This is a genomic window from Aggregatibacter kilianii, assembly GCF_003129965.1.
Lineage (GTDB): Bacteria > Pseudomonadota > Gammaproteobacteria > Enterobacterales > Pasteurellaceae > Aggregatibacter > Aggregatibacter kilianii_A.
On record NZ_NRCJ01000013.1, the window covers coordinates 16,491 to 36,368 of the forward strand.

Below are 19,878 nucleotides of genomic sequence, written 5' to 3' on the forward strand. Positions count from 1 at the left end.
AAAACATGAAAAAAATGACTTTAATCGCTTTCTCCGTGGCTTTGGCCGTCAACGCACACGCAAGCATTAACCTTGACACCGGCGCTTCCGCTACCGGCGACCAATCCGTTGCAATCGGCACTTATGCGCAGGCAAAAGGCAACCAATCCACCGCCATCGGCAACTATACACAAGCGCATGATTACCGCAACGTTGCCATCGGCGACCACGCTATCAGCAAAGGTCAAACCGCGCTGGCAATTAGCGGCACCGTCAACGGCAACGCGTCTATCAGCCTGCAAGGCAACGTTGTCGGCGACTTATCCACGGCGGTCGGCAACAGCGCAACGATTACCGCCAGCTACGGCACAGCAATCGGCGTGCAATCTAAAGTAACCGCCAGCACAGGCACGGCAATCGGCGACGGTGCAAGTGTGAGCGCGTACAGCGGCACGGCGGTGGGCACATTAGCCAACGCAAAAGGCATTAAAAGTGCGGCGTTAGGTCGTGACGCACTTAGCGAGGGCAATAACTCCATCGCTATCGGCACCAAATCCAAAGCTACGGCGAATGAGTCAAGCGCAGTCGGCGAGCGGGCGGAAGCCACCGCACAAAACGCCTCTGCTTTCGGCTCCGACACTAAAGCCAGCGGTGTGAGTTCGTTAGCGGTCGGCACAGGCTCACGTGCCACTGCCGACACGGCGGTTGCGTTAGGTAACGATTCCGCTACCACGGCGAAAAGTGCGGTCGCATTAGGCGGTAGCGCACAGGCAGACCACACTTTCGGCGTGGCATTGGGCGACAGCTCAAAAACGCAAGAGGCAAAAGCGGTTAAAAGTGCGGTCGTAAATGGCGTTAATTATGGCAATTTTGCCGGCAGTGACCCGACAGCGGTGGTTTCCGTCGGTGATGACAAGCTAAAACGTCAGGTTGTTAATGTTGCCGCAGGAGAGGTCAGCAAAACGTCCACCGACGCCATTAACGGTAGCCAACTTTACGCGGTTGCGGGTCAAGTTTCTGCCAACACGCGCCAGATTAAAGCCAACGGCGACCAAATCAGTGCCAATACAAGCCAAATTCAAGCTAATAACAACCAAATTAATGCCAACGCGCGCCAGATTCGAGCCAATAACAGCCAAATCGCCACCAACCGCGCTAACATCAACAAATTAAGCGCAGGATTGGCAGATACCAACAAACGCATTAACAACCTTGCGGGCGATGTTGCTAAAAACCGTAAACGCGCCAGTGCCGGCACGGCTTCCGCTTTTGCTGTTGCCAACATTCCGCACGCAACACACGGCGGTTATAGCGCGCTGGGTGTTGGTGTCGGCGGTCACGCAGGTCAGCAAGCTATCGCGGTGCGTTACTCAAAAATGACCGACAACACAAAATGGATCGTGAGCGCGTCAGTTGCGGTTAATACGCAAAATGAGGTGTCTTTTGGTGCGGGTTTGACGAGACAGTGGTAAGGGGTGATTTATGCCAAGAGGTATGCTAACCGACGAAATCATGGCTAAAGCACAAGAGTTGCTGGGTTATGAGTTCACCCAAACTGAGCTACGTTTAATGCCTTATTTGCAATATTGCGTAATTAATGACAATAACGTAGATCCGAAACATATTAACAGCGCAGAGCGTAACATCCTAATGAACTGGCAAAATCAGGGATTCATCAGCTCACCGTCGTCAAACTTGAAAATTAGCAAGCTTTTTTATGATGCAATTTGTGAGCTGTTATGGATGGGGTATGTGATGTCTGTTGAGAGAGATAAGGAGTAAAAATGAAAGTCACAGATAACCAAATCCTCGAATATATTTGGGACGAAACATTAAGCCATGTAGCAAGTAGCACAATCGTGAATTATATGGGTGATAACATTGGTACTTATAGCGAAAACGAAGCGGCAAAGGATGCAGAAATGTTTGCAACACTAAATATAAATGATCTTGTTGCCGGCTCAAATCTAAGCAAAGGGCGATTCAAACGCAAAGTGGAGAAACTTATCAGACAAAGTGATCTGCTTTCACGTTTAGGCGGTAAATCCTTTGTTATCAACTCATTACACCTTGAAGAAGTTGCTATACAAGCTGTCCGAAATTGGCAAGCAATCGGCGTACCTTGCGGGCTCGAAACAGACGGAAAATCGCGCAAGACCATGCCGATTAGCGGACTTCCAAGAAGCATTTTTGAGCTAAAAACAAACTGCTATTTGATTTTAAGAAGTCAATTTCCAACTTATTACTAAGTAAGGATCAAAAAATGAAAAAATATTTTGCTTATGACGCGTTAGAACGTGAGTTCATTACGCATGAAACACTCGAAGAAGCCAAAGCACAGGCGCAAGACTTTGTCGACCAAACTTTTGAATTTGGCGCAAATGATGGATTTGATACTGACCTTGAAGACGCTATAAAAGAAGGGTGTTTTGGGGTTGTATTAGGTGGGTTTGATTTGCCGACCAGACCGCTCACCGACGAGGAAAAAGAACTCTATGCCGATGAGTACACTCACATGGTTGAGAATCCGGTGCTTGTTGAATATCCACAGAATGAGTGGGTTAAGTGCTCGGAGAGATTGCCGGAGCCTTTTTCGACGGACTCTGAATATCGTAATGCACGTAACAAACACCTGATTTATTTTACCGAAGATGGTGATCATTGGTTTGTCGGACTTGGTTGGTATTTGTATGACAACAAAGAGGACCGCAAAGGAAATTTGATTCCATACTGGGAGTCAGACACAAATCTGGGCGAGGAAGTAGAGGTTATTTATTGGCAACCGCTACCACAACCACCTTCAGAATAGCCTTTATTCTTAAAATCTAACATATCATTCAGCCTTCTCGCGAGAGAAGGCTTAATCGTATGACGGAGAGGGCAAAAAATGGATCAAAAAGAAGCAAGAAGAAAGCAATTAATTCAGCTTATACACATCGGGAAAAGTAAGTTACAGATGGATAAAGAGGTGTATCGCCTTTTTCTTGTTAATACAGTTGGAAAAGATAGCTGCACACAAATGACGTTGATTGAGCTAAACAAGGTCGTGGACGCGATGAAAAAACGCGGTTTTCAGGTTTCCGGCGGGCGTTTTAAAGACGGCAGACGCAAATCGCCGCCGAGCTCTGCGCCGGTGAGTAGCAATATCGTTAAAAAGATCCGTGCAAAATGGATTGAGATGGCGGACGCCGGCATTATCCGTGACCGCAGCGAAGACGGTCTGAATGCGTTCGTTAAAAATATCGCTAAAAATGCGCAAGGCGAGCCGATTCCGTTTGTGGGCTGGCTCAACAATGAGCAGGCGTCAGTTGTGTTGGAACGCCTTAAACAGTGGCAAAAACGAATGATTAAGGAGTAATTTATGAAAGAGTCGCTAATGCAAATCCGCCGCCACGAGTTGCTGGAAGAAATCGAATCGCTGGTGATTGCGCTATGTAAAAATTACAACTTAGGGCAGGACATTTGTGAGCAGATTGGCGTCAGCGTTGCCAACTGTTTGAGCGAAGAATATGCCGGGCAAGTTATCTGTTTTCCGAAAGATTACAGATATAAGATTTCCCAGCGCGACTTAGATATTTATAACAGTTTCAACGGTCGAAATTGGGGCGAACTTGGACGTCGCTTTGACTTAACAGAAAATGCTTTGCGTAAGATTATTAAACGTATTCAGGATAGGATAATTAAGGAGAGACAACCGGACATGTTTACGTAAAAAAGTACGGTGGAAATAACGGCTCTAATGATCTAATTTTTTAGAGCCTTTTTTGTTTTATTTTCTTTGATTATTTTGTTGCACATACTGTAACGCTGTTTCATTTCCCCTATCCCACTTCTTCAAGGATTATCCCCCTAAGTCCCATTTATTGCGCTGATGATATATTATTTATGTCAACATAGGTCAGCAAAATCAAAATTCTCCAGCCATTGATTATATTGCTGCACGTTAATTTGCGACCGATCGGCACGATAACAATGCCAGTCCAGACTCACCGACAAACGACGACTGTTCAGCAACACCGACAAAATCGCGGCGGAATTGAGGTTGTATTCATATTTAAAATAGGCGAAGAAGTGCCCGCGCACCTGCCAACCGTTGGTCCAACTTTCAATATGTGGCTTGGCAAAAGGCGCACCGAGCTCGGCGGCAACCTGCAAAATTGTGGTTTTCCAATTATCCCAATGAGCTTTGTAATCCGCTTTAATGCGCGGAATGTCTTCCGGACAGAATTTTTTCATTTGGGCGAATTGGAAGAAGGGAATATTGAAGAGGTCGCAAGATTGAGAAGTCAGTTTAGATTGATTCATTTATTTTTGACCCAGTAACGTTGTATTTCATTAAGAGTATCCTGATAAATTCCGCCATTAGCCAAGATAACTTTTTGACTTGCAATATTTGTTGTATGGCAAGTCAAAAGTACATCAAAAATTGACATCTCTTTTGCCTGCTGAAGTCCTAGCCTTAATTGCTCTTTCGCATATCCTTTATTTCTAATAGAAGGTCGAATGCTATAACCAATATGTCCGCCAAACTGTCTTAAATATTCATTTAAGGATAAACGCAGGTGAAGAAAGCCTATTGCACGCCCTTTTTCATCAAAACTAACAAATTGAACTGCAGAGACAAAATCTTCCGGCAAGTCAATTCCTTGTTCCGATTTCAGATTAGTCTCCAACCAATTCTCGTAATCAAGTTTTTCATCAATAAAACAACCATCCATTTCACTCTTATAAAGCTGAAATTCTTTAATCATTTCAAGAATGGCTATTTTATCCATTAAATTGGGACGGCGTAAAATCAGTTTCTCTTTTGTGAGGAAAGATTCATTCAGCACGATAACCGCCTTTAAAAATTACTGTAATTTTTGACCGCACTTTGGGTGAAATATTGCTTGTCTTCCCAGCGCAACATGGTAAGGCGGTTACCCCAGACGCAGCCGGTATCCAGTGCGTAAATGTTTGGCGGCGTGATTTCATCCACCAAACTCGCCCAATGCCCGAAGACGATATTTTCTTGCTTATACAACGGATTATCCAAGGTGAACCAAGGTGCAAGGTTTGTCGGTGCCTCTTTAATAGGAAGCTTGCAAGCGAAATCCAGACGACGATCGAGGTAGCAAAAACGCATGCGGGTAAACACGTTGATACTGTAACGCAGACGCCCCACCCCCTGTAAATCGGGCGACCAACGATCGGGCTGTTCGGCATACATATGTTCAATCAGATGTCGGTAATTGCCGTGACGCAACACATTTTCCACTTCCTTGGCACAGGCTTTGGCGGTGTTTAAATCCCAATCGGGGGAAATGCCGGCGTGCACTAACACGAAATTCTGCGCTTCATTGTGAATCAGTAACGGCTGGTAGCGCAGCCAATTCGTGAGCTCGAAAAAATCCGGCGCGGCAAAAATGGCGTCCACGCGATCGCGCCCTTTGATTTTCTTCACCCCAAGTGCGGTGGAAATAAAATGCAAATCGTGATTGCCTAATACGGTGTGCGCAGAGCTGCCTAGGGATTTCACCAAACGCAGGCATTCTAAGGATTTATCCCCGCGCGCCAACAAATCACCGGTGAAATATAACGTATCCTGCGCGGAATCGAAGTTCACCCGTTCCAGTAAGATTTGTAATTCGTCATAGCAACCGTGTAGATCGCCGATTAAATATGTCGCCATTTTTTATGCTTCCGAATCCGTCACATCATCTTGATTGACATCCGCCGGCGGATTGTCTGCCAGCCAGTTCGCCAAACGCGCATAATCCGCAATGCTGAGATTTTCCGCGCGGGCGTTCAAATCAATCTCAAGTGCGGTCAGATTTTCAGGTGAAAATAAACCGGACAAGGCATTGCGCAAGGTTTTACGACGTTGATTGAAGGCTTGAGAGCACACGCGGTTGAGCCAATATAAATCTTTCACCGGATGCGGCAAAGTGGCGTGCGGAATCAAACGCACCACGGCGGAATCCACTTTCGGCGCAGGTTTAAAGGCGCTCGGCGGCACTTCCAAGACCGGCATGACCTGACAGAAATATTGCGCCATGATGGTTAAACGTCCGTAAGCCTTGCTGTTCGGCGCAGCACATAGGCGTTTCACTACTTCCTTCTGCAACATGAAATGCATGTCTTGAATAATGTGGTGATAGTTAAACAAATGGAACATTAAGGGCGTAGAAATGTTGTAAGGCAGGTTGCCGAAGACACGCAGCTTTTGCCCTTTTTCCACCAGATGTTCTTGTTCGTAAAGGGTGGAAAAATCAAATTGCATGGCGTCTGTTTCGATAACAGTGAGTTTTTGATGTAAAAACGGATGATGGCGTAGGCGTTCCGCTAAATCACGGTCCAATTCCAACACGGTTAAATGCTCCACCTGTTCCGCTACGGGTTCCGTCAATGCGCCCAAACCGGGGCCAATTTCCACTAAAAACTGGTTAGGCTGTGGATAAATCGCCGCCACGATATTTTGAATAACGTTGTTGTCGTGCAAGAAATTTTGCCCGAACCGTTTACGCGCCGTATGACCTAAATGCTTTTTTGAATTCATTGAATAAGATCTTATAAAAATAACGAAAAGTGCGGTGCATTATAAAACAAAATCCCGACCTTAGGGTCGGGATTTCCGTTAATTTATGTATTTAATGTCCGCTCGTTTACGCAATGCCTGCACCCAGTCGCGTGCCGAATCCTGCAATTGTTGATTAACGATTTGCTCATAGGCTTTCTGACGATAAGCGTCTTCCGTACGGTCTGCCTGACGGGTGTTGGTCACTTCCAAAATGTGCCAACCGAATTCGGTTTTAAACGGCGCGCTGATGACGCCTTGTTTGGTCGTACGCACCGCCTGATTGAACGGACCGACGTACATTTCCGGGAAGGCATAACCAAGACTTCCGCCGTTCGCACCGGATAAATAATCTTTGGAATATTTTAACGCCGCATCGGCGAACGTGGTTTTGCCGGCGACGATGTCCGCACGGATTTGTTCAAGTTGTGCCTTAGCTTGTGCGTCGTTTAATAACGGATTGAGTTTCAATAAGATATGACGCACTTCATACTGCGTATCGGTGGCTTGCGTCACGGTACCTTTGGCTTTCGCTTCGTCTAACATTTTCTTGGCGAGTGCTTCAACCTGTTCGCGGGACACATCCACACTTTGACTGATGGCATGGTTGCGCACTTCGGACATCATCACTTGTTGCGCGATTTGTTGGCGATAAGCGCGATAGCTAATACCTTGATAATCCAGCGCATCCAGTAACTGACCAAAAGTTAAGCCGTTTTGCGCCGCGATGCCTTCAATAATTTGATCAATTTGCGCGTTATTCACTTTTACGCCCGATTCTTTTACCGCCTGATCCACCAAAATATCATCGATGACTTTGTTCAACGCTCCCTGACGATCGTTGGTTTTCTTATTGATCACGCTTTGCACCTGGCTTTCCAACACCGGAATGCCATTAACGGTGGCGACCACTTTTTCCTCTGCCTGAACGTTAGCGGCAAAAGCCAAAAAGCCGACGGCGGCAAACAAAACTGACTTCAAATTCATATGCGTTAATATTCCGTTATAAGGTTGAAATTACTGGTTAGATTATCAATTTTGCCAAAGGTTCACAAACTTTATTTGGACAGCAACGCCACTTCGTAGCATTGGTCGAACTTCATGGTGCGTACCTGAATATTTTCGCTACGGCTGGTCGGTACGTTCTTGCCCACATAATCTGCACGAATCGGCAACTCACGATGACCGCGATCCACCAAAATCACCAATTCCACTTTCGCAGCCCGTCCAAAATCCACCAACGCATCCAACGCGGCGCGAATAGTGCGTCCGGTAAACAGCACATCGTCCACCAAAATCACTTCTTTATGCTGAATATTAATGAAATCGGATGCTCCGCTATAAACGGGCACTTGCTCCTCTCGCGCCGGTTCAAGATCATCGCGATAAAACGTAATGTCCAAATCGAAAGACGGAATTTCCGTTTGGGTTAAGGATTTGATTTTATTCTTAATCAGCTCGGCAATTTCCGCACCGCGGCGCTTAATCCCGACAATAACCAAATTATCCAGCGTCTGATGTTTTTCAATAATCTCGTGGGAAATACGGGAAACGGTTCGAAGGAACTGATTTTCGTCGATAATGATTTTTTCCATAGGATTTTAGTTTAGGTTGTTTTGTTAGAAAAAGTGGAAGTGGAGGTAACATATCATAATTATCGTTACTTTTCTTTACTTGTGTAAAGAAAAGTAACCAAAAGAAACACACAAAAAAATGACCGCACTTTTCCCAAAAAACTTAGCGCTCGACCACATCCGCCTCAACCTCAACCCGCTCTCCATTATCAAACATCAGCAGCAACGGAAATTTTTCGCCCGCCCGTAACGCCTTAGCGGATTCAAACACCATAATGTGCAAGCCGCCGCGTTTTAACTGCGTGTTGCCGTTGGCGGGGATTTCAATGCCGGAAACATTGAGCATTTTGCCGTTTTGCATACCGTGCAACTCAAGACGTGCCGCTTGCGGGCTTTGCGCCAGAGCAAGATTGACGGGATCCTTAGCGTCATTGTGTAAATTCATAAAAATGGCACTGGGTTCATCGGCACTATGGGTAGCGAAGACAGTGGCGTTTTCTACGCTGATTTTTGCAGAGATGCAAAGCGGTAAAAGTGCGGTCAAAAAAAGCAACGTTTTTAACAGAGTCCGCATGATTTTCTCCTTTATGATGTTAAGCGGCGGTGCCGATTGCCTTTAAACTATAACAGAAAAATGCTATATTACCGCCCAATTTTCCGATGACTCAATTCTGTAAAACCTCAATGGCAAATTATTACGACATTACCCTCGCCCTTGCCGGCGTATGCCAAGCGGCAAAATTAGTTCAACAACTGGCATTAAACGGTGAAGCTGATCCTCAGGCACTGGAAACCTCGCTAAACAGTTTGTTACAAACCGCGCCGAACACCACATTAGATGTCTTCGGCGGCGATGAACATCATCTGAAACTGGGTTTAACCACGCTTTGTGAGCAACTCAACGGCAGCGAGCCTGAACTGGGGCGTTACTGGTTGAGTTTATTGGCGTTGGCGGGCAAATTGAATAAAACGCCTGAAGCCAAACAGGAATTGGCGCGTCGTGTGCAATATCTCCCGACGCAACTGGAACACTATCATTTACTGGACGAACAAATGCTGTCCAATTTTGCCGGCATTTATGTGGATGTCATCAGCCCGTTAGGTCGTCGCATTCAAGTCACCGGCGTCACCCAATATTTGCAGCAATTAGGCACGCAAAATCGCATTCGTGCCGCCTTGTTAGCCGGCATTCGCTCGGCGATTTTGTGGCAACAAGTGGGCGGAACGAAATGGCAACTCTTGTTCTTTCGCAGCAAAATCGCTGCCACAGCACAACAGATTCTCTCTTCTCTTTAATTTAACTCATGGAGCTTCATGCTATGCAACTCAGCGCATTAACCGCACTTTCCCCTATTGACGGACGTTATCAGGACAAAACCGCCGCTTTACGTGGTATTTTCAGCGAATTCGGGTTATTAAAATTCCGCGTGACGGTGGAAGTCCGCTGGCTACAAAAACTGGCGGCGACCGCACAAATTACCGAAGCTCCCTCTTTGTCACAGGAAGCAAACGATTACCTGGACAGCATTGTAGAAAATTTCAGCATTATTGATGCGGAACGTATTAAAGAAATCGAGAAGACCACTAATCATGATGTGAAAGCGGTGGAATATTTCCTGAAAGAAAAAAGCGCCGCATTGCCTGAATTGGCGGCAATCAGCGAGTTTATTCATTTTGCCTGTACCTCCGAAGACATTAATAATTTGTCGCACGCTTTGATGTTAAGCACCGCACGGGATAACGTGCTGTTGCCGGAATGGTTAAATTTAATCGAAAAAATCACCGCACTTGCAGAGCAATATAAGCGCATCCCGTTGCTTTCCCGTACGCACGGTCAACCTGCCTCGCCGACTACCGTGGGTAAAGAAATGGCAAACGTGGTGTATCGCTTAAGACGTCAATATAAACAACTTCAACAACTTGAAATCCTTGGCAAAATTAACGGCGCAGTAGGAAATTACAACGCCCATTTATCCGCCTATCCGGACATTGATTGGCACCAATTCAGCGAAGAATTTGTGACCTCTTTGGGCGTTACTTGGAACCCGTATACCACGCAAATCGAACCGCACGATTACATTGCCGAATTGTTCGATTGCGTCGCACGTTTCAATACCATCATGATTGACTTTGACCGCGACCTGTGGGGCTACATTGCGTTAAATCACTTCAAACAACGCACGATTGCGGGTGAAATCGGTTCCTCCACGATGCCGCATAAAGTCAATCCGATCGATTTTGAAAACTCCGAAGGCAACCTTGGTTTGGCAAACGCCGTGATGGCGCACTTGGGCAGCAAACTACCGATTTCCCGCTGGCAACGCGACTTAACGGACTCCACCGTGTTGCGCAACCTCGGCGTGGGTTTAGGCTATTGTTTAATCGCTTACGCCGCCACCCAAAAAGGCATCAGCAAACTGGAAGTGAACGAGGACCATTTACGCGAAGAATTGGATCAAAACTGGGAAGTGCTCGCCGAGCCGATTCAAACCGTAATGCGCCGTTACGGCATTGAAAAGCCATACGAAAAACTGAAAGAATTAACCCGTGGCAAACGCGTAGATGCCAAAGCCATGTTTGATTTCATTGAAAAATTAGATATCCCGACAGAAGAAAAAGCCCGCCTGCAACAACTTACCCCTGCCGGCTACATTGGTGCCGCCGTGGAACTGGTGGAAAAACTATAAGAGAAAGAAAAGGGCGTATTGAATACGCCCTTAAAAAACACCGAAGAAAGTGACCGCACTTTTTTATTTAAGACCAATCAGTTAATTTTGAAGCTGATCGGCACACTAATGGACGCGCTGATACCCGCCGGGCGCGGACCGATGGATCTGGCGCTGTTTACCGCGCTTAATGCGGCATTATCCAAATCTTCTGTCCCCGAACTTTTTACAATGCTTGCACCGCTAATCGAACCGTCTGCGCCGATAGAAAACGAAACGGTCACAATGCCTTGTTTGCGCATCATTTTTGCTCGCGCAGGATAGCGTTTATGCTTCTCGATTTCGCGTCGTATGGCGGATAAATAGGCATTTCTCTCATCGCTATTAGCTCCGCTTCCCGCCAAATTCGGGTTATTGGTGGTGACCGGGCCGGTGGAGGTGGCTTTAGAATTCACCGAAGCATTGGAATCCACAGTTCTATCGCCCACAGGTACATCCGTTCTTGGTTTTGGTTTAGGCTTGTCTTTCGGTTTTTCCTTTGGTTTTTCTTTCGGCTTCTCTTTTGGTTTTTCCGGCTCTTTCGGTTTCTCAACTTTCGGTGGCTCCGGTTTTACCGTTGGATCATCCACGGTTTCCTGTTTTTCCGGCTCAGGTGCTTTTTCTTCCACCGGTGGTGGCGGTTCCGCTTCCACTTGCGCCATTAACATTTCCATGGAAATGCTGGTGGATAATTCACCTGCAACGCTATTGGCGCTGAAATCCGATTTTGTTATGTGACTCCAGAACAACAGATAAACAATGGCGGCGTGAATAAGCAGAGACAAAAGCAAACTTAACAGTAAACGCTTTGCTGTTTGCATAATATGCTCCTAATTGCCGGCAGGCGGCTGCTCTGCAGGTTTAGCGGATTGCCCGTCGGCGGCTTTCGGTTTGGTAGCACCATTATCTTTGGTTGCCACAATCGCTACATCTTTAATTTCGTTTTTCGCCAATAAATCCGTCACGGAAACGAAATCTTGGAAGGTGGCCTCCGAATCGATTTTTAATGTCACTTTTTGCTGTTTATCCCAACCGGCAATTTCGCTTTCCAAACTTTCAAGATTAGTCGGCTTGTCATTGAAATATAATTCGCCTTTTGCCGTTACCGTTAACAATTTCGCCAATTCGTTGGATTTGAATGCCACGGAAGAACTGGCTTTCGGCACATTCACCTGGATTTTGCCCTGAGAAATAAAAGAAGCGGTGATGAGCACGATAGCCAACAAGACCAACATAATATCAATGAACGGGATAATGTTGATTTCATCAAACTTTTTCACGGGTTATTCCTTATCTTGGTCTTCTTTATGTTTTTGTGAATTTAGCACTTTCCATTTCAAGCGGTTGACTTCCACTTTACGTCCAAGGGCGTTATAGAAAATCATGGAAGGAATTGCCACCAAAATACCCAGTGCGGTGGCTTTTAAGGCTAAAGAGAGGTGCAACATGATTTCACCGGCATCCACTTCACCACCGGATTGTCCGATTTGATAGAAGGTCAGTAAGATCCCAATAACTGTCCCTAACAAACCCACATAAGGTGCATTGGCGCCCACGGTGGAAATAACGGTAAGGTTGCGGTTCAAGTCGATTTCAAGTGCATAGATGGTGGAATATTGGCTGACTTTAACGCGGGATAAAAAGAGGAAGCGTTCAATGACCATGGTGAGCATTAAAATACTCATAAATAGCAATAAGCCGATAATAATATAGTCACTGTAATTTTGTAAGAATTCGAAAATTTGCGGCATTTGTTTTTCCCTTTTGAAATATGCGCTGAATAGAAAAAAGAATATAAATCATATCCTTTTTTAACTGATAATTAATCGCATTTATTATAAGGATCTATGCCTCTTTGTAAATTGAAATTTACAAATAAAAAAGCGATGAAATAGGCTTCATCGCTTCAGCTTTTATTCAATTCTGATGTTAGAGTTTAATCACTTTTGCCCGTTTAATCATATTGTCACTGACTTCCAACACGGTGACCTGCAAACCGTTTACTTCGCACACCGTGCCTTCGTGTGGAATTTCCTCTAAGTGCTCTAAAATTAAACCGTTAAAGGTGCGGGCTTCTTCCGTATCCAAGTTCCAGTGAAACATTTTATTTAAGTCGCGCAAATTGGCGGAGCCATCGATAATAATGGAACCGTCCGATTGTTGGGTGACTTCCTCATCAATGGTCGGCGCATTAGAGGTGGTAAATTCGCCGACGATTTCTTCCAAAATATCTTCCAACGTGACCAACCCTTTAATGTCGCCGTATTCGTCCACCACTAAGCCGATACGTTCCTTACGCTGACGGAAGTTTGCCAATTGCGCTTTTAATGGTGTGCTTTCGGGGATGAAATACACTTCATCTGCGGCGCGAATCAGGGTTTCCTTAGTAAATTCATTTTTTTCCAGTAACAAACGGAAAGCTTCGCGCACACGCAAAATGCCCAGCACGTTTTCGTCCATGCTGCCTTTATACAGCACCACGCGGTTATGTGCCGCATGATTCAATTGGCGCATGATGGCTTTCCAGTCATCGTCAATATCGATGCCGCCGATTTCATTGCGTGGCACCATAATGTCGTCTACCGTGACGGTTTCCATGTCTAAAATGGACAGCAACATTTGTGGATGCTGTTCATCCGGCGTAGCTTCACCCGCTTCGGTTACGATACTGCGTAACTCTTCGCGGCTGATTACCTGTTTTTTCAAATCCGGTTTCAACCCCACCAAACGCATTAAGCTTTTGGTAAATAAATTCATGATCCAGACTAACGGAGAGAAAATTTTAATGAGCGGAATTAATAAATGGCTGGTGGTCAGCCCCACTTTTTCCGGGTACATCGCCGCCACGGTTTTCGGGAAAATTTCGGAGAAAATCAACATCACGAAGGTCAGCACGCCGGTAGCAATCGCTACGCCTGCGTCGCCGTATAAGCGCATTCCGATCATGGTAGCGATAGCGGAGGCGCTAATGTTGACTAAATTGTTGAAGATAAGAATAAAACTTAATAGGTTATCCGGTTTGATTAAGAGCTTTTCCGCTTTTTGCGCGCCTTTATTGCCTTGTTCGGCTAAAAAGCGCAGGCGATATTTATTTAACGAAAGCAAACCGGTTTCGGAACCAGAAAAATAGGCGGAAAGCACCAAACAAACAATTAAAATAATAAATAACGTACTAAGGGGAATACTGTCCAACGTAAAATCCTTGTGTTAATTGAAAATAAAAAATGCGGGAAAAACTCACCGCACTTTTCTCTCATCCTTTGATGTTACACAATCAATCGACTGCCAAAGTAAGCAATCGTGAGCAAAATCATACCCGAAATAGCGTAAATAATCATCTTTTTTCCACGCCAGCGGTATTTCTTGTGCCCTAAAATGGCGATGCCGAACACAATCCAACCGAGTAATGAAAACAAGCCCTTGTGCAGGTTATCCGGGGTGATAGCGTGAAGCAGGTGATACGTGCCGGAAATTAAGGTGAGCGTGAGCAATATTTCGCCGCTTACCAGCAGACCGAAAAAATGGCGTTCTACCGTCATCAATGGCGGCACCATCGGGGAGAAGCTCATTTTCTTGGCTTTTAAACGACGATCAATCCATCCCAGTTGAATGGCGTACAAGGTGGCGATACAGCACACCGCATAGGCAAAAATCGACAATGCAATGTGAAATAACATGGATGTATCTTGATTAAGCAATTGAATAATGTGGCTTGGAATAAAGGTGGCATAAACCAAGTTAACGATAGAAAAACAATAGACGATAGGCAACACAAACCACATGGTGTTTACGCGCAACATGGCAAGGGTGGCTAACAGCGCGATAATGACGCTCATTAAGGACGCCACTTCCATAATCGTGAAGGTTTGCCCACCGGCGAGATCGCGCAATAACGGGAAGGTGCTGATGATGTGAAAAATAATGGCAAAAAGTGCGGTCAGAAAAAAAAGTGTTTTTTTCGGCTTGGTTTGTTCACCATTAGTCTGCGAATTTAATAACATCGGCGTAATCAACAACACGCTGATTAAATAAAAACTCATTGATAAAACGGCAATCCACATAAATCGTATCCCATGTTTCTTTGGCGTTTTATTCTAGCGACATCGGGTTAAAATCGCCATTAATTTATTTCAGGCGTGAAAAGATGCGGAATTTCAGTATAATGAACGCCATTTTACCGATGATCCCTTTCCGATTTAACCACAGGAAATATTATGTTTGAGAATTTATCCGATCGCCTTTCCAAAACCCTGCGCAACATCAGCGGACGTGGGCGTTTAACCGAAGACAACATTAAAGAGACTTTACGCGAAGTGCGTATGGCATTGCTGGAAGCCGACGTGGCATTGCCGGTGGTGCGCGATTTTATTAATAAAGTGAAAGAACGCGCCATTGGCGTGGAAGTGAACAAAAGCCTGACACCGGGTCAGGAATTCGTCAAAATCGTGCAAGCCGAATTGGAAGCGGCAATGGGCGAAGCCAACGAAAGCCTGAATTTAGCGACCCAACCGCCTGCCGTGATTTTAATGGCGGGTTTACAAGGGGCGGGTAAAACCACCAGCGTGGGGAAACTGGCGAAATTCCTGCGCGAACGCCATAAAAAGAAAGTGTTGGTAGTCTCTGCTGACGTTTACCGCCCTGCTGCGATCAAGCAGTTGGAAACCCTTGCTCAAGGCGTGAACGCGGATTTCTTCCCGTCCGACGTGAAACAAAAACCGGTGGATATTGCTAAAGCGGCATTGGCGGAAGCCAAACTGAAATTCTACGATGTGCTGATCGTGGATACGGCGGGTCGTTTGCACGTTGACAACGAAATGATGGATGAAATCAAACAGGTTCATGCGGCCTTAAATCCCATTGAAACCCTGTTCACCGTGGATGCCATGACCGGTCAGGATGCGGCGAATACGGCAAAAGCGTTCAATGAAGCGCTTCCGTTGACCGGTGTAATTCTCACCAAAGTGGACGGCGATGCGCGCGGCGGTGCGGCGTTATCCATTCGCCAAATTACCGGCAAGCCTATTAAATTCCTCGGAGTTGGCGAAAAAACCGATGCGCTGGAGCCTTTCCATCCCGATCGTGTTGCGTCACGTATTCTCGGCATGGGCGATGTGCTTTCCCTGATTGAAGATTTGGAACGCTCCGTTGACCGTGAAAAAGCGGAAAAGATGGCGCAAAAATTCAAAAAAGGCGACGATTTTACGCTGGAAGATTTCCGCGAACAATTACGCGAAATGAAGAAAATGGGCGGCATGATGTCCATTTTGGAAAAACTGCCGGGCGCGAAAAACTTACCGGATCATGTGAAAAATCAGGTGGACGACAAAATGTTTAACAAACTGGAAGCCATTATCAACTCAATGACCTTAAAAGAACGCGCCAACCCTGACATGATCAAAGGCTCCCGTCGTCGTCGCATTGCCCTCGGCTCCGGCACGCAGGTGCAGGATGTCAACAAATTGCTCAAACAATTCGACGAAATGCAACGCATGATGAAGAAAATGCGTAAAGGCGGCATGGCAAAAATGATGCGCGGCATGCAAGGCTTAATGGGCGGCGGACTCGGCGGATTAGGCGGAATGTTTAGACGTTAGAAAAATAAAGTGCGGTTAAAAACGAAGAAATTTTTAACCGCACTTTTACTATCTAAGACCTTCAACATAATGAGGAAAATCAAATGAAAAAGAAAACTCTCTTATTATTAGGCACCGTATTATCACTCACCGCCTGTTCAATGAGTGAACTCGGTTTGAGTGATGACTCACCAAATTGGCGTCCCTATAAAGATATTGATCAATCTACTCAATATATCTCTTTCGTTAGTACAACTACCGCATATGCGCAATCTCACCCGAATGAAACGCGTACGGACAGTGTAGGAAGAGCTTATCGGAAAGGTGCTCAAGGCGTCGAAGATTTAATTGGGAATCTGTATTACATTTACGATGCTCACGTCAATAGCATGGCAATATACTTTGGAACGGAAAATGCTAACAGTTTAAGCCCGCATCAAAAAGAAGATGTAAACAAACTTGCAAAAGCGAAGAAAATCGATTTCTATGAGTTTGGTAAGGGACGACTTGCCCATGCAGAATTTACGGCGAAAAAATCAATGTGTACTGATTTTAATGGTAAAAATGGTGTAAAAGTTAAAATGGCAACGAATTATTACCAAGACTACGATAACTATTACACGATTTTATTAAGTGCCACGATTTCTAAGCAAGATATCAAGGATATGAATTATAAACCTTTAGTGACGGGGAGTAGCGCCTTTGTCGCCGAAAGCAAGAAGCATGAAGCGAAACAAGGGCAACAATTGGCGTTAGCTAACTTAAAAGAAAAAGCGACTATCTTTACTAACATTATTTGTCGCTAGAAAAGCTGAAGTGCGGTCACAAAAAACGTTTTTTAAAATGACCGCACTTTTATGTTGTTAATTAATTCTCGTCATGTTCCTTTTCTTCCACTTTCGTCACTGCGCCGTTAATGGTTAAGCAAATTTCGGTGGAAATGAGGTGGGTGAGAATATCTGCCAATTCCTGTAATTTCTCCGTATTGGCGGTGCCGCTTTCATTGAAATAGCCCTGATCTTTCAAGCTGTTGGTAAATGCCGAGAAGACCGCTTTATCAAAGAATTCCGGTGCATTAATGCCATGCAGAACGGACAAACGTTGCGCGACAGATTGGCTTTCTTTTTCCAGATTTGCACGGGATATCAACGGGTTATTTTGCAGTAAGTTCACGGTAATGTAATAGCGTTGCAAAATTTCGCGCACGCCCGCCGACCAAAGTTGAAGCATCCGAATATTAGGCTTGTTAATCGCCAGCATATTTTCATTGCGTTTAATGATATTTTGCCGTTGCAGTTCGGCAATAATTTGTTCTACCCGTTCGCTTAATTGTTCCTGGCTGAAATGTAAGAACAATTCGCTACGCAAGAACGGATAAATTTTCAACACCGCATCCAATACCAGATTTTTCTGAATGGCTTCATAATGCAATACAATACTCGCTACTAAGGACGGCAATACAAATAAATGCTGGATATTGTTGCGGTAATAGGTCATTAACACCGCTGAAGAACGTTCCAAGCGCACGATTTCACCGAAATTGTCTTTTTCCAGCAAGATGCCCACACGATCAAGACTTAACACATGATCCAGCATGATTTCCGGGTTTTCCGTCGGCACCACCACATCGTCGGAATAAGGCGCGTTTTGCAGGAATTGTTGATAGCTGGAAAGCTGTTCCAATAATTGTTCGCGGGACAAAGCGCGCTGACGGGAAGATAATAACGCCGTGCCGGTCAGGTTCATCGCATTGACCGCAGCGGCTTTATTAATGTTTACCATCACTTGATTGGAAACGGCATCTACCGCTTTGTTAAACCATTGCGGGCGATCTTCCAAAGGTTCTTTCCATTCCGGGAAATGGTGGTTCAAATAGTTGCTTAACGTGATCGGTTCACCGAAATTCACATAGCCTTTGCCTAAATTGCGCAATTTCTTAATCACGCGCAACACCAAGCCGGCATTTTCTTTTTCTTTCGCCGCGCCGCGCAATTCTTTCGCGTAAGTGTCCACTTCTAAAACGTGTTCATAGCCCACATACACCGGTACCACGGTAATGGAACGGCTCTGTTGCTGTTGTAATGCCTGTAGGGTCATAGACATCATGCCGGTTTTAGGTGCCAGCAGGCGCCCGGTGCGGGAGCGACCGCCTTCAATAAAATATTCCACCGAATAGCCACGATGGAACAATTCCGCCAAATATTCACGGAAAATAGTGGAATATAAACGGTTACCTTTGAACGTACGTCGAATGAAAAACGCCCCACCGCGACGGAACATACCGCCCACCGGCCAGAAATTCAGGTTAATCCCTGCGGCAATATGGGGCGGCACCAAGCCTTGGTGATATAGCACATAAGACAGCAATAAATAGTCAATATGGCTACGGTGGCAAGGCACATAGACGATTTCATGCCCTTCCAACGCCAGTTTGCGCACGCGATCGGCATTTTCCACTTCAATGCCTTGATACAACTTATTCCACAACCAACGCAGGAAACGATCCGCTACGCGTAAGCCTTCGTAACTGACGTTTGCGGCAATTTCATCAAGAATTTTCTCCGCTTCTTTACGGGCTTTTTCCACGCTGATATTTTTGCTTTTCGCTTCATCTTCAATAGCGGCCAAAATCACAGGTTGTTGCAATAACTTATTGAACATCGCCTGACGATTGGGCAAGCGCGGACCTGTAGCGGAAATTCGCTGTTTTGCAAAGTGCATTTTGGCTACGCGGGCTAATTTTTGTGCGATTTTTTGGTCGAACCCATGTTCACGCGCCATATAACGCAACGATACCGCTTGTGAAAAGCGCACGAAGGTATCGCGTCCGAACCACAGTGCCGCAATGGTTTTTTGCAAGCCGTTTAATAGGCGTAAATTCGGCAAGCCCGATTTATCTTCACGCCCCGGCGCACGCCCCCATAACACGGAAACCGGGATCAATTGCACATCCAAATCAGAGGAAGTGCGGTGTAATTCCAGATATTTATTAAAAATCGCCGTGGTTTCTTTTTTTGCGCCTTTAGACTTAAAGAAACTACGCCCCTCATCAAGAAACACAAAGCGTGGTAAGGCATTGCCGTTGATTTCATTTTGTTCTAAGGGATCCGGTAAGCCGACGCTTAAACAATTTTTGCGAAAAATGACAAAATCGGTTTCGGAGGTGTACGGTAAAACGTAAAGAATAGGTTGGGTAATATTGAGTTCCAATTCTTCAATGGGATTATGGGGAATCGGATTATTCTTCACTAAAATCGACAATGGCAATTCAAGCAATTTTCGATAAGCATTCAAAAAAGCAGCCATAATAAATTTCCTTTTATCTCGTTATTTTGCTGACTATGGAATAAATTTCGCGGTAGTTTAGCATAAAAATATCGCCCGATTAGTGACATCCGACACAATTCTAAGAGAAAGCGATGATTCCCTTTATATTTCAACAAAAGAAAGGTTGCACCCAATTGCTTTCTGTATATAATAACAGTTATTCA

At 45.3% G+C, this 19,878-nt stretch carries 22 protein-coding genes and 1 pseudogene; 10 read left to right on the top strand and 13 right to left on the bottom strand.

Annotation, left to right across the window (positions count from 1 at the left end; translation table 11 throughout):
- Positions 1-5: 5 nt before the first annotated feature.
- The 6 genes from DK430_RS10225 (at position 6) to DK430_RS10250 (ending at position 3,691) form a co-directional block, all read left to right on the top strand.
- The gene (locus tag DK430_RS10225) at positions 6-1,451 is read left to right on the top strand and encodes a YadA-like family protein (RefSeq protein WP_109078959.1); all 1,446 of its coding nucleotides are present in this window, start codon (positions 6-8) and stop codon (positions 1,449-1,451) included.
- A gap of 10 nt (positions 1,452-1,461) precedes the next feature.
- On the top strand, positions 1,462-1,761 hold the full coding sequence (locus DK430_RS10230; RefSeq protein WP_109078960.1) for a hypothetical protein: 300 nt from the start codon (positions 1,462-1,464) through the stop codon (positions 1,759-1,761).
- Between the two features lie 2 nt (positions 1,762-1,763).
- Positions 1,764-2,228 (top strand): hypothetical protein, encoded by a 465-nt coding sequence (locus DK430_RS10235; RefSeq protein WP_109078961.1) that lies wholly within the window; start codon positions 1,764-1,766, stop codon positions 2,226-2,228.
- Between the two features lie 14 nt (positions 2,229-2,242).
- Positions 2,243-2,788: a DUF551 domain-containing protein gene (locus DK430_RS13305; protein ID WP_204352541.1), complete on the top strand. Its 546-nt coding sequence runs from the start codon at positions 2,243-2,245 to the stop codon at positions 2,786-2,788.
- Positions 2,789-2,866: 78 nt separating this feature from the next.
- Positions 2,867-3,337 carry a gp16 family protein gene (locus tag DK430_RS10245; RefSeq protein WP_109078962.1) on the top strand — a complete coding sequence of 157 codons (471 nt, stop codon included), beginning with the start codon at positions 2,867-2,869 and terminating at the stop codon, positions 3,335-3,337.
- Positions 3,338-3,340: 3 nt separating this feature from the next.
- Positions 3,341-3,691 carry a Mor transcription activator family protein gene (locus DK430_RS10250; protein WP_109078963.1) on the top strand — a complete coding sequence of 117 codons (351 nt, stop codon included), beginning with the start codon at positions 3,341-3,343 and terminating at the stop codon, positions 3,689-3,691.
- A gap of 191 nt (positions 3,692-3,882) precedes the next feature.
- Here the strand turns inward: DK430_RS10250 and DK430_RS10255 are convergent.
- From DK430_RS10255 to DK430_RS10285, 7 genes and pseudogenes are all read right to left on the bottom strand, one after another.
- Positions 3,883-4,284: pseudogene (locus DK430_RS10255) on the bottom strand (HI_0552 family protein); the annotation flags it as partial.
- Positions 4,281-4,811: a GNAT family N-acetyltransferase gene (locus tag DK430_RS10260; RefSeq protein ID WP_109078964.1), complete on the bottom strand. Its 531-nt coding sequence runs from the start codon at positions 4,809-4,811 to the stop codon at positions 4,281-4,283. The pseudogene DK430_RS10255 and the gene DK430_RS10260, both read right to left, overlap by 4 nt.
- A gap of 11 nt (positions 4,812-4,822) precedes the next feature.
- On the bottom strand, positions 4,823-5,650 hold the full coding sequence (gene apaH, locus DK430_RS10265; RefSeq protein ID WP_109078965.1) for a bis(5'-nucleosyl)-tetraphosphatase (symmetrical) ApaH: 828 nt from the start codon (positions 5,648-5,650) through the stop codon (positions 4,823-4,825).
- Positions 5,651-5,653: 3 nt separating this feature from the next.
- On the bottom strand, positions 5,654-6,517 hold the full coding sequence (gene rsmA / locus DK430_RS10270) for a 16S rRNA (adenine(1518)-N(6)/adenine(1519)-N(6))-dimethyltransferase RsmA (RefSeq protein WP_109078966.1): 864 nt from the start codon (positions 6,515-6,517) through the stop codon (positions 5,654-5,656).
- A 78-nt stretch (positions 6,518-6,595) separates the two neighbouring features.
- Complete coding sequence (locus tag DK430_RS10275; protein WP_109078967.1) at positions 6,596-7,522, bottom strand: peptidylprolyl isomerase; 927 nt, start codon at positions 7,520-7,522, stop codon at positions 6,596-6,598.
- Positions 7,523-7,593: 71 nt separating this feature from the next.
- Positions 7,594-8,130 (bottom strand): bifunctional pyr operon transcriptional regulator/uracil phosphoribosyltransferase PyrR, encoded by a 537-nt coding sequence (gene pyrR, locus DK430_RS10280; protein WP_109078968.1) that lies wholly within the window; start codon positions 8,128-8,130, stop codon positions 7,594-7,596.
- Between the two features lie 142 nt (positions 8,131-8,272).
- The gene (locus DK430_RS10285; protein WP_109078969.1) at positions 8,273-8,683 is read right to left on the bottom strand and encodes a copper chaperone PCu(A)C; all 411 of its coding nucleotides are present in this window, start codon (positions 8,681-8,683) and stop codon (positions 8,273-8,275) included.
- A 110-nt stretch (positions 8,684-8,793) separates the two neighbouring features.
- Here DK430_RS10285 and hflD point away from each other — a divergent pair, with 110 nt between their 5' ends.
- Together hflD and purB are read left to right on the top strand one after the other, a co-directional pair.
- Positions 8,794-9,405, top strand: a complete 612-nt coding sequence (gene hflD / locus DK430_RS10290; RefSeq protein ID WP_109078970.1) for a high frequency lysogenization protein HflD — start codon at positions 8,794-8,796, stop codon at positions 9,403-9,405.
- Between the two features lie 23 nt (positions 9,406-9,428).
- Positions 9,429-10,796: an adenylosuccinate lyase gene (gene purB / locus DK430_RS10295; RefSeq protein ID WP_109078971.1), complete on the top strand. Its 1,368-nt coding sequence runs from the start codon at positions 9,429-9,431 to the stop codon at positions 10,794-10,796.
- Positions 10,797-10,873: 77 nt separating this feature from the next.
- On the opposite strand, the gene DK430_RS10300 is transcribed toward purB, so the two are convergent.
- From DK430_RS10300 to DK430_RS10320, 5 genes are all read right to left on the bottom strand, one after another.
- Positions 10,874-11,635 (bottom strand): energy transducer TonB, encoded by a 762-nt coding sequence (locus DK430_RS10300; RefSeq protein WP_109078972.1) that lies wholly within the window; start codon positions 11,633-11,635, stop codon positions 10,874-10,876.
- Positions 11,636-11,644: 9 nt separating this feature from the next.
- Positions 11,645-12,094, bottom strand: a complete 450-nt coding sequence (gene exbD / locus DK430_RS10305) for a TonB system transport protein ExbD (protein WP_109078973.1) — start codon at positions 12,092-12,094, stop codon at positions 11,645-11,647.
- A 3-nt stretch (positions 12,095-12,097) separates the two neighbouring features.
- Positions 12,098-12,565 (bottom strand): TonB-system energizer ExbB, encoded by a 468-nt coding sequence (gene exbB / locus DK430_RS10310; protein ID WP_109078974.1) that lies wholly within the window; start codon positions 12,563-12,565, stop codon positions 12,098-12,100.
- Positions 12,566-12,743: 178 nt separating this feature from the next.
- Positions 12,744-14,006, bottom strand: a complete 1,263-nt coding sequence (locus DK430_RS10315) for an HlyC/CorC family transporter (RefSeq protein WP_109078975.1) — start codon at positions 14,004-14,006, stop codon at positions 12,744-12,746.
- Between the two features lie 74 nt (positions 14,007-14,080).
- Positions 14,081-14,875, bottom strand: a complete 795-nt coding sequence (locus DK430_RS10320; RefSeq protein ID WP_109078976.1) for a cytochrome C assembly family protein — start codon at positions 14,873-14,875, stop codon at positions 14,081-14,083.
- A 153-nt stretch (positions 14,876-15,028) separates the two neighbouring features.
- Between DK430_RS10320 and ffh the strand changes: the two genes are divergently transcribed.
- The gene (gene ffh / locus DK430_RS10325; RefSeq protein ID WP_109078977.1) at positions 15,029-16,408 is read left to right on the top strand and encodes a signal recognition particle protein; all 1,380 of its coding nucleotides are present in this window, start codon (positions 15,029-15,031) and stop codon (positions 16,406-16,408) included.
- Between the two features lie 83 nt (positions 16,409-16,491).
- Positions 16,492-17,193, top strand: coding sequence for a DUF8095 domain-containing protein (locus tag DK430_RS10330; protein WP_109078978.1), 702 nt, complete (start codon positions 16,492-16,494; stop codon positions 17,191-17,193).
- Positions 17,194-17,254: 61 nt separating this feature from the next.
- Here the strand turns inward: DK430_RS10330 and plsB are convergent, their stop codons facing one another.
- On the bottom strand, positions 17,255-19,693 hold the full coding sequence (gene plsB, locus DK430_RS10335; RefSeq protein WP_109078979.1) for a glycerol-3-phosphate 1-O-acyltransferase PlsB: 2,439 nt from the start codon (positions 19,691-19,693) through the stop codon (positions 17,255-17,257).
- Positions 19,694-19,878 lie beyond the last annotated feature (185 nt).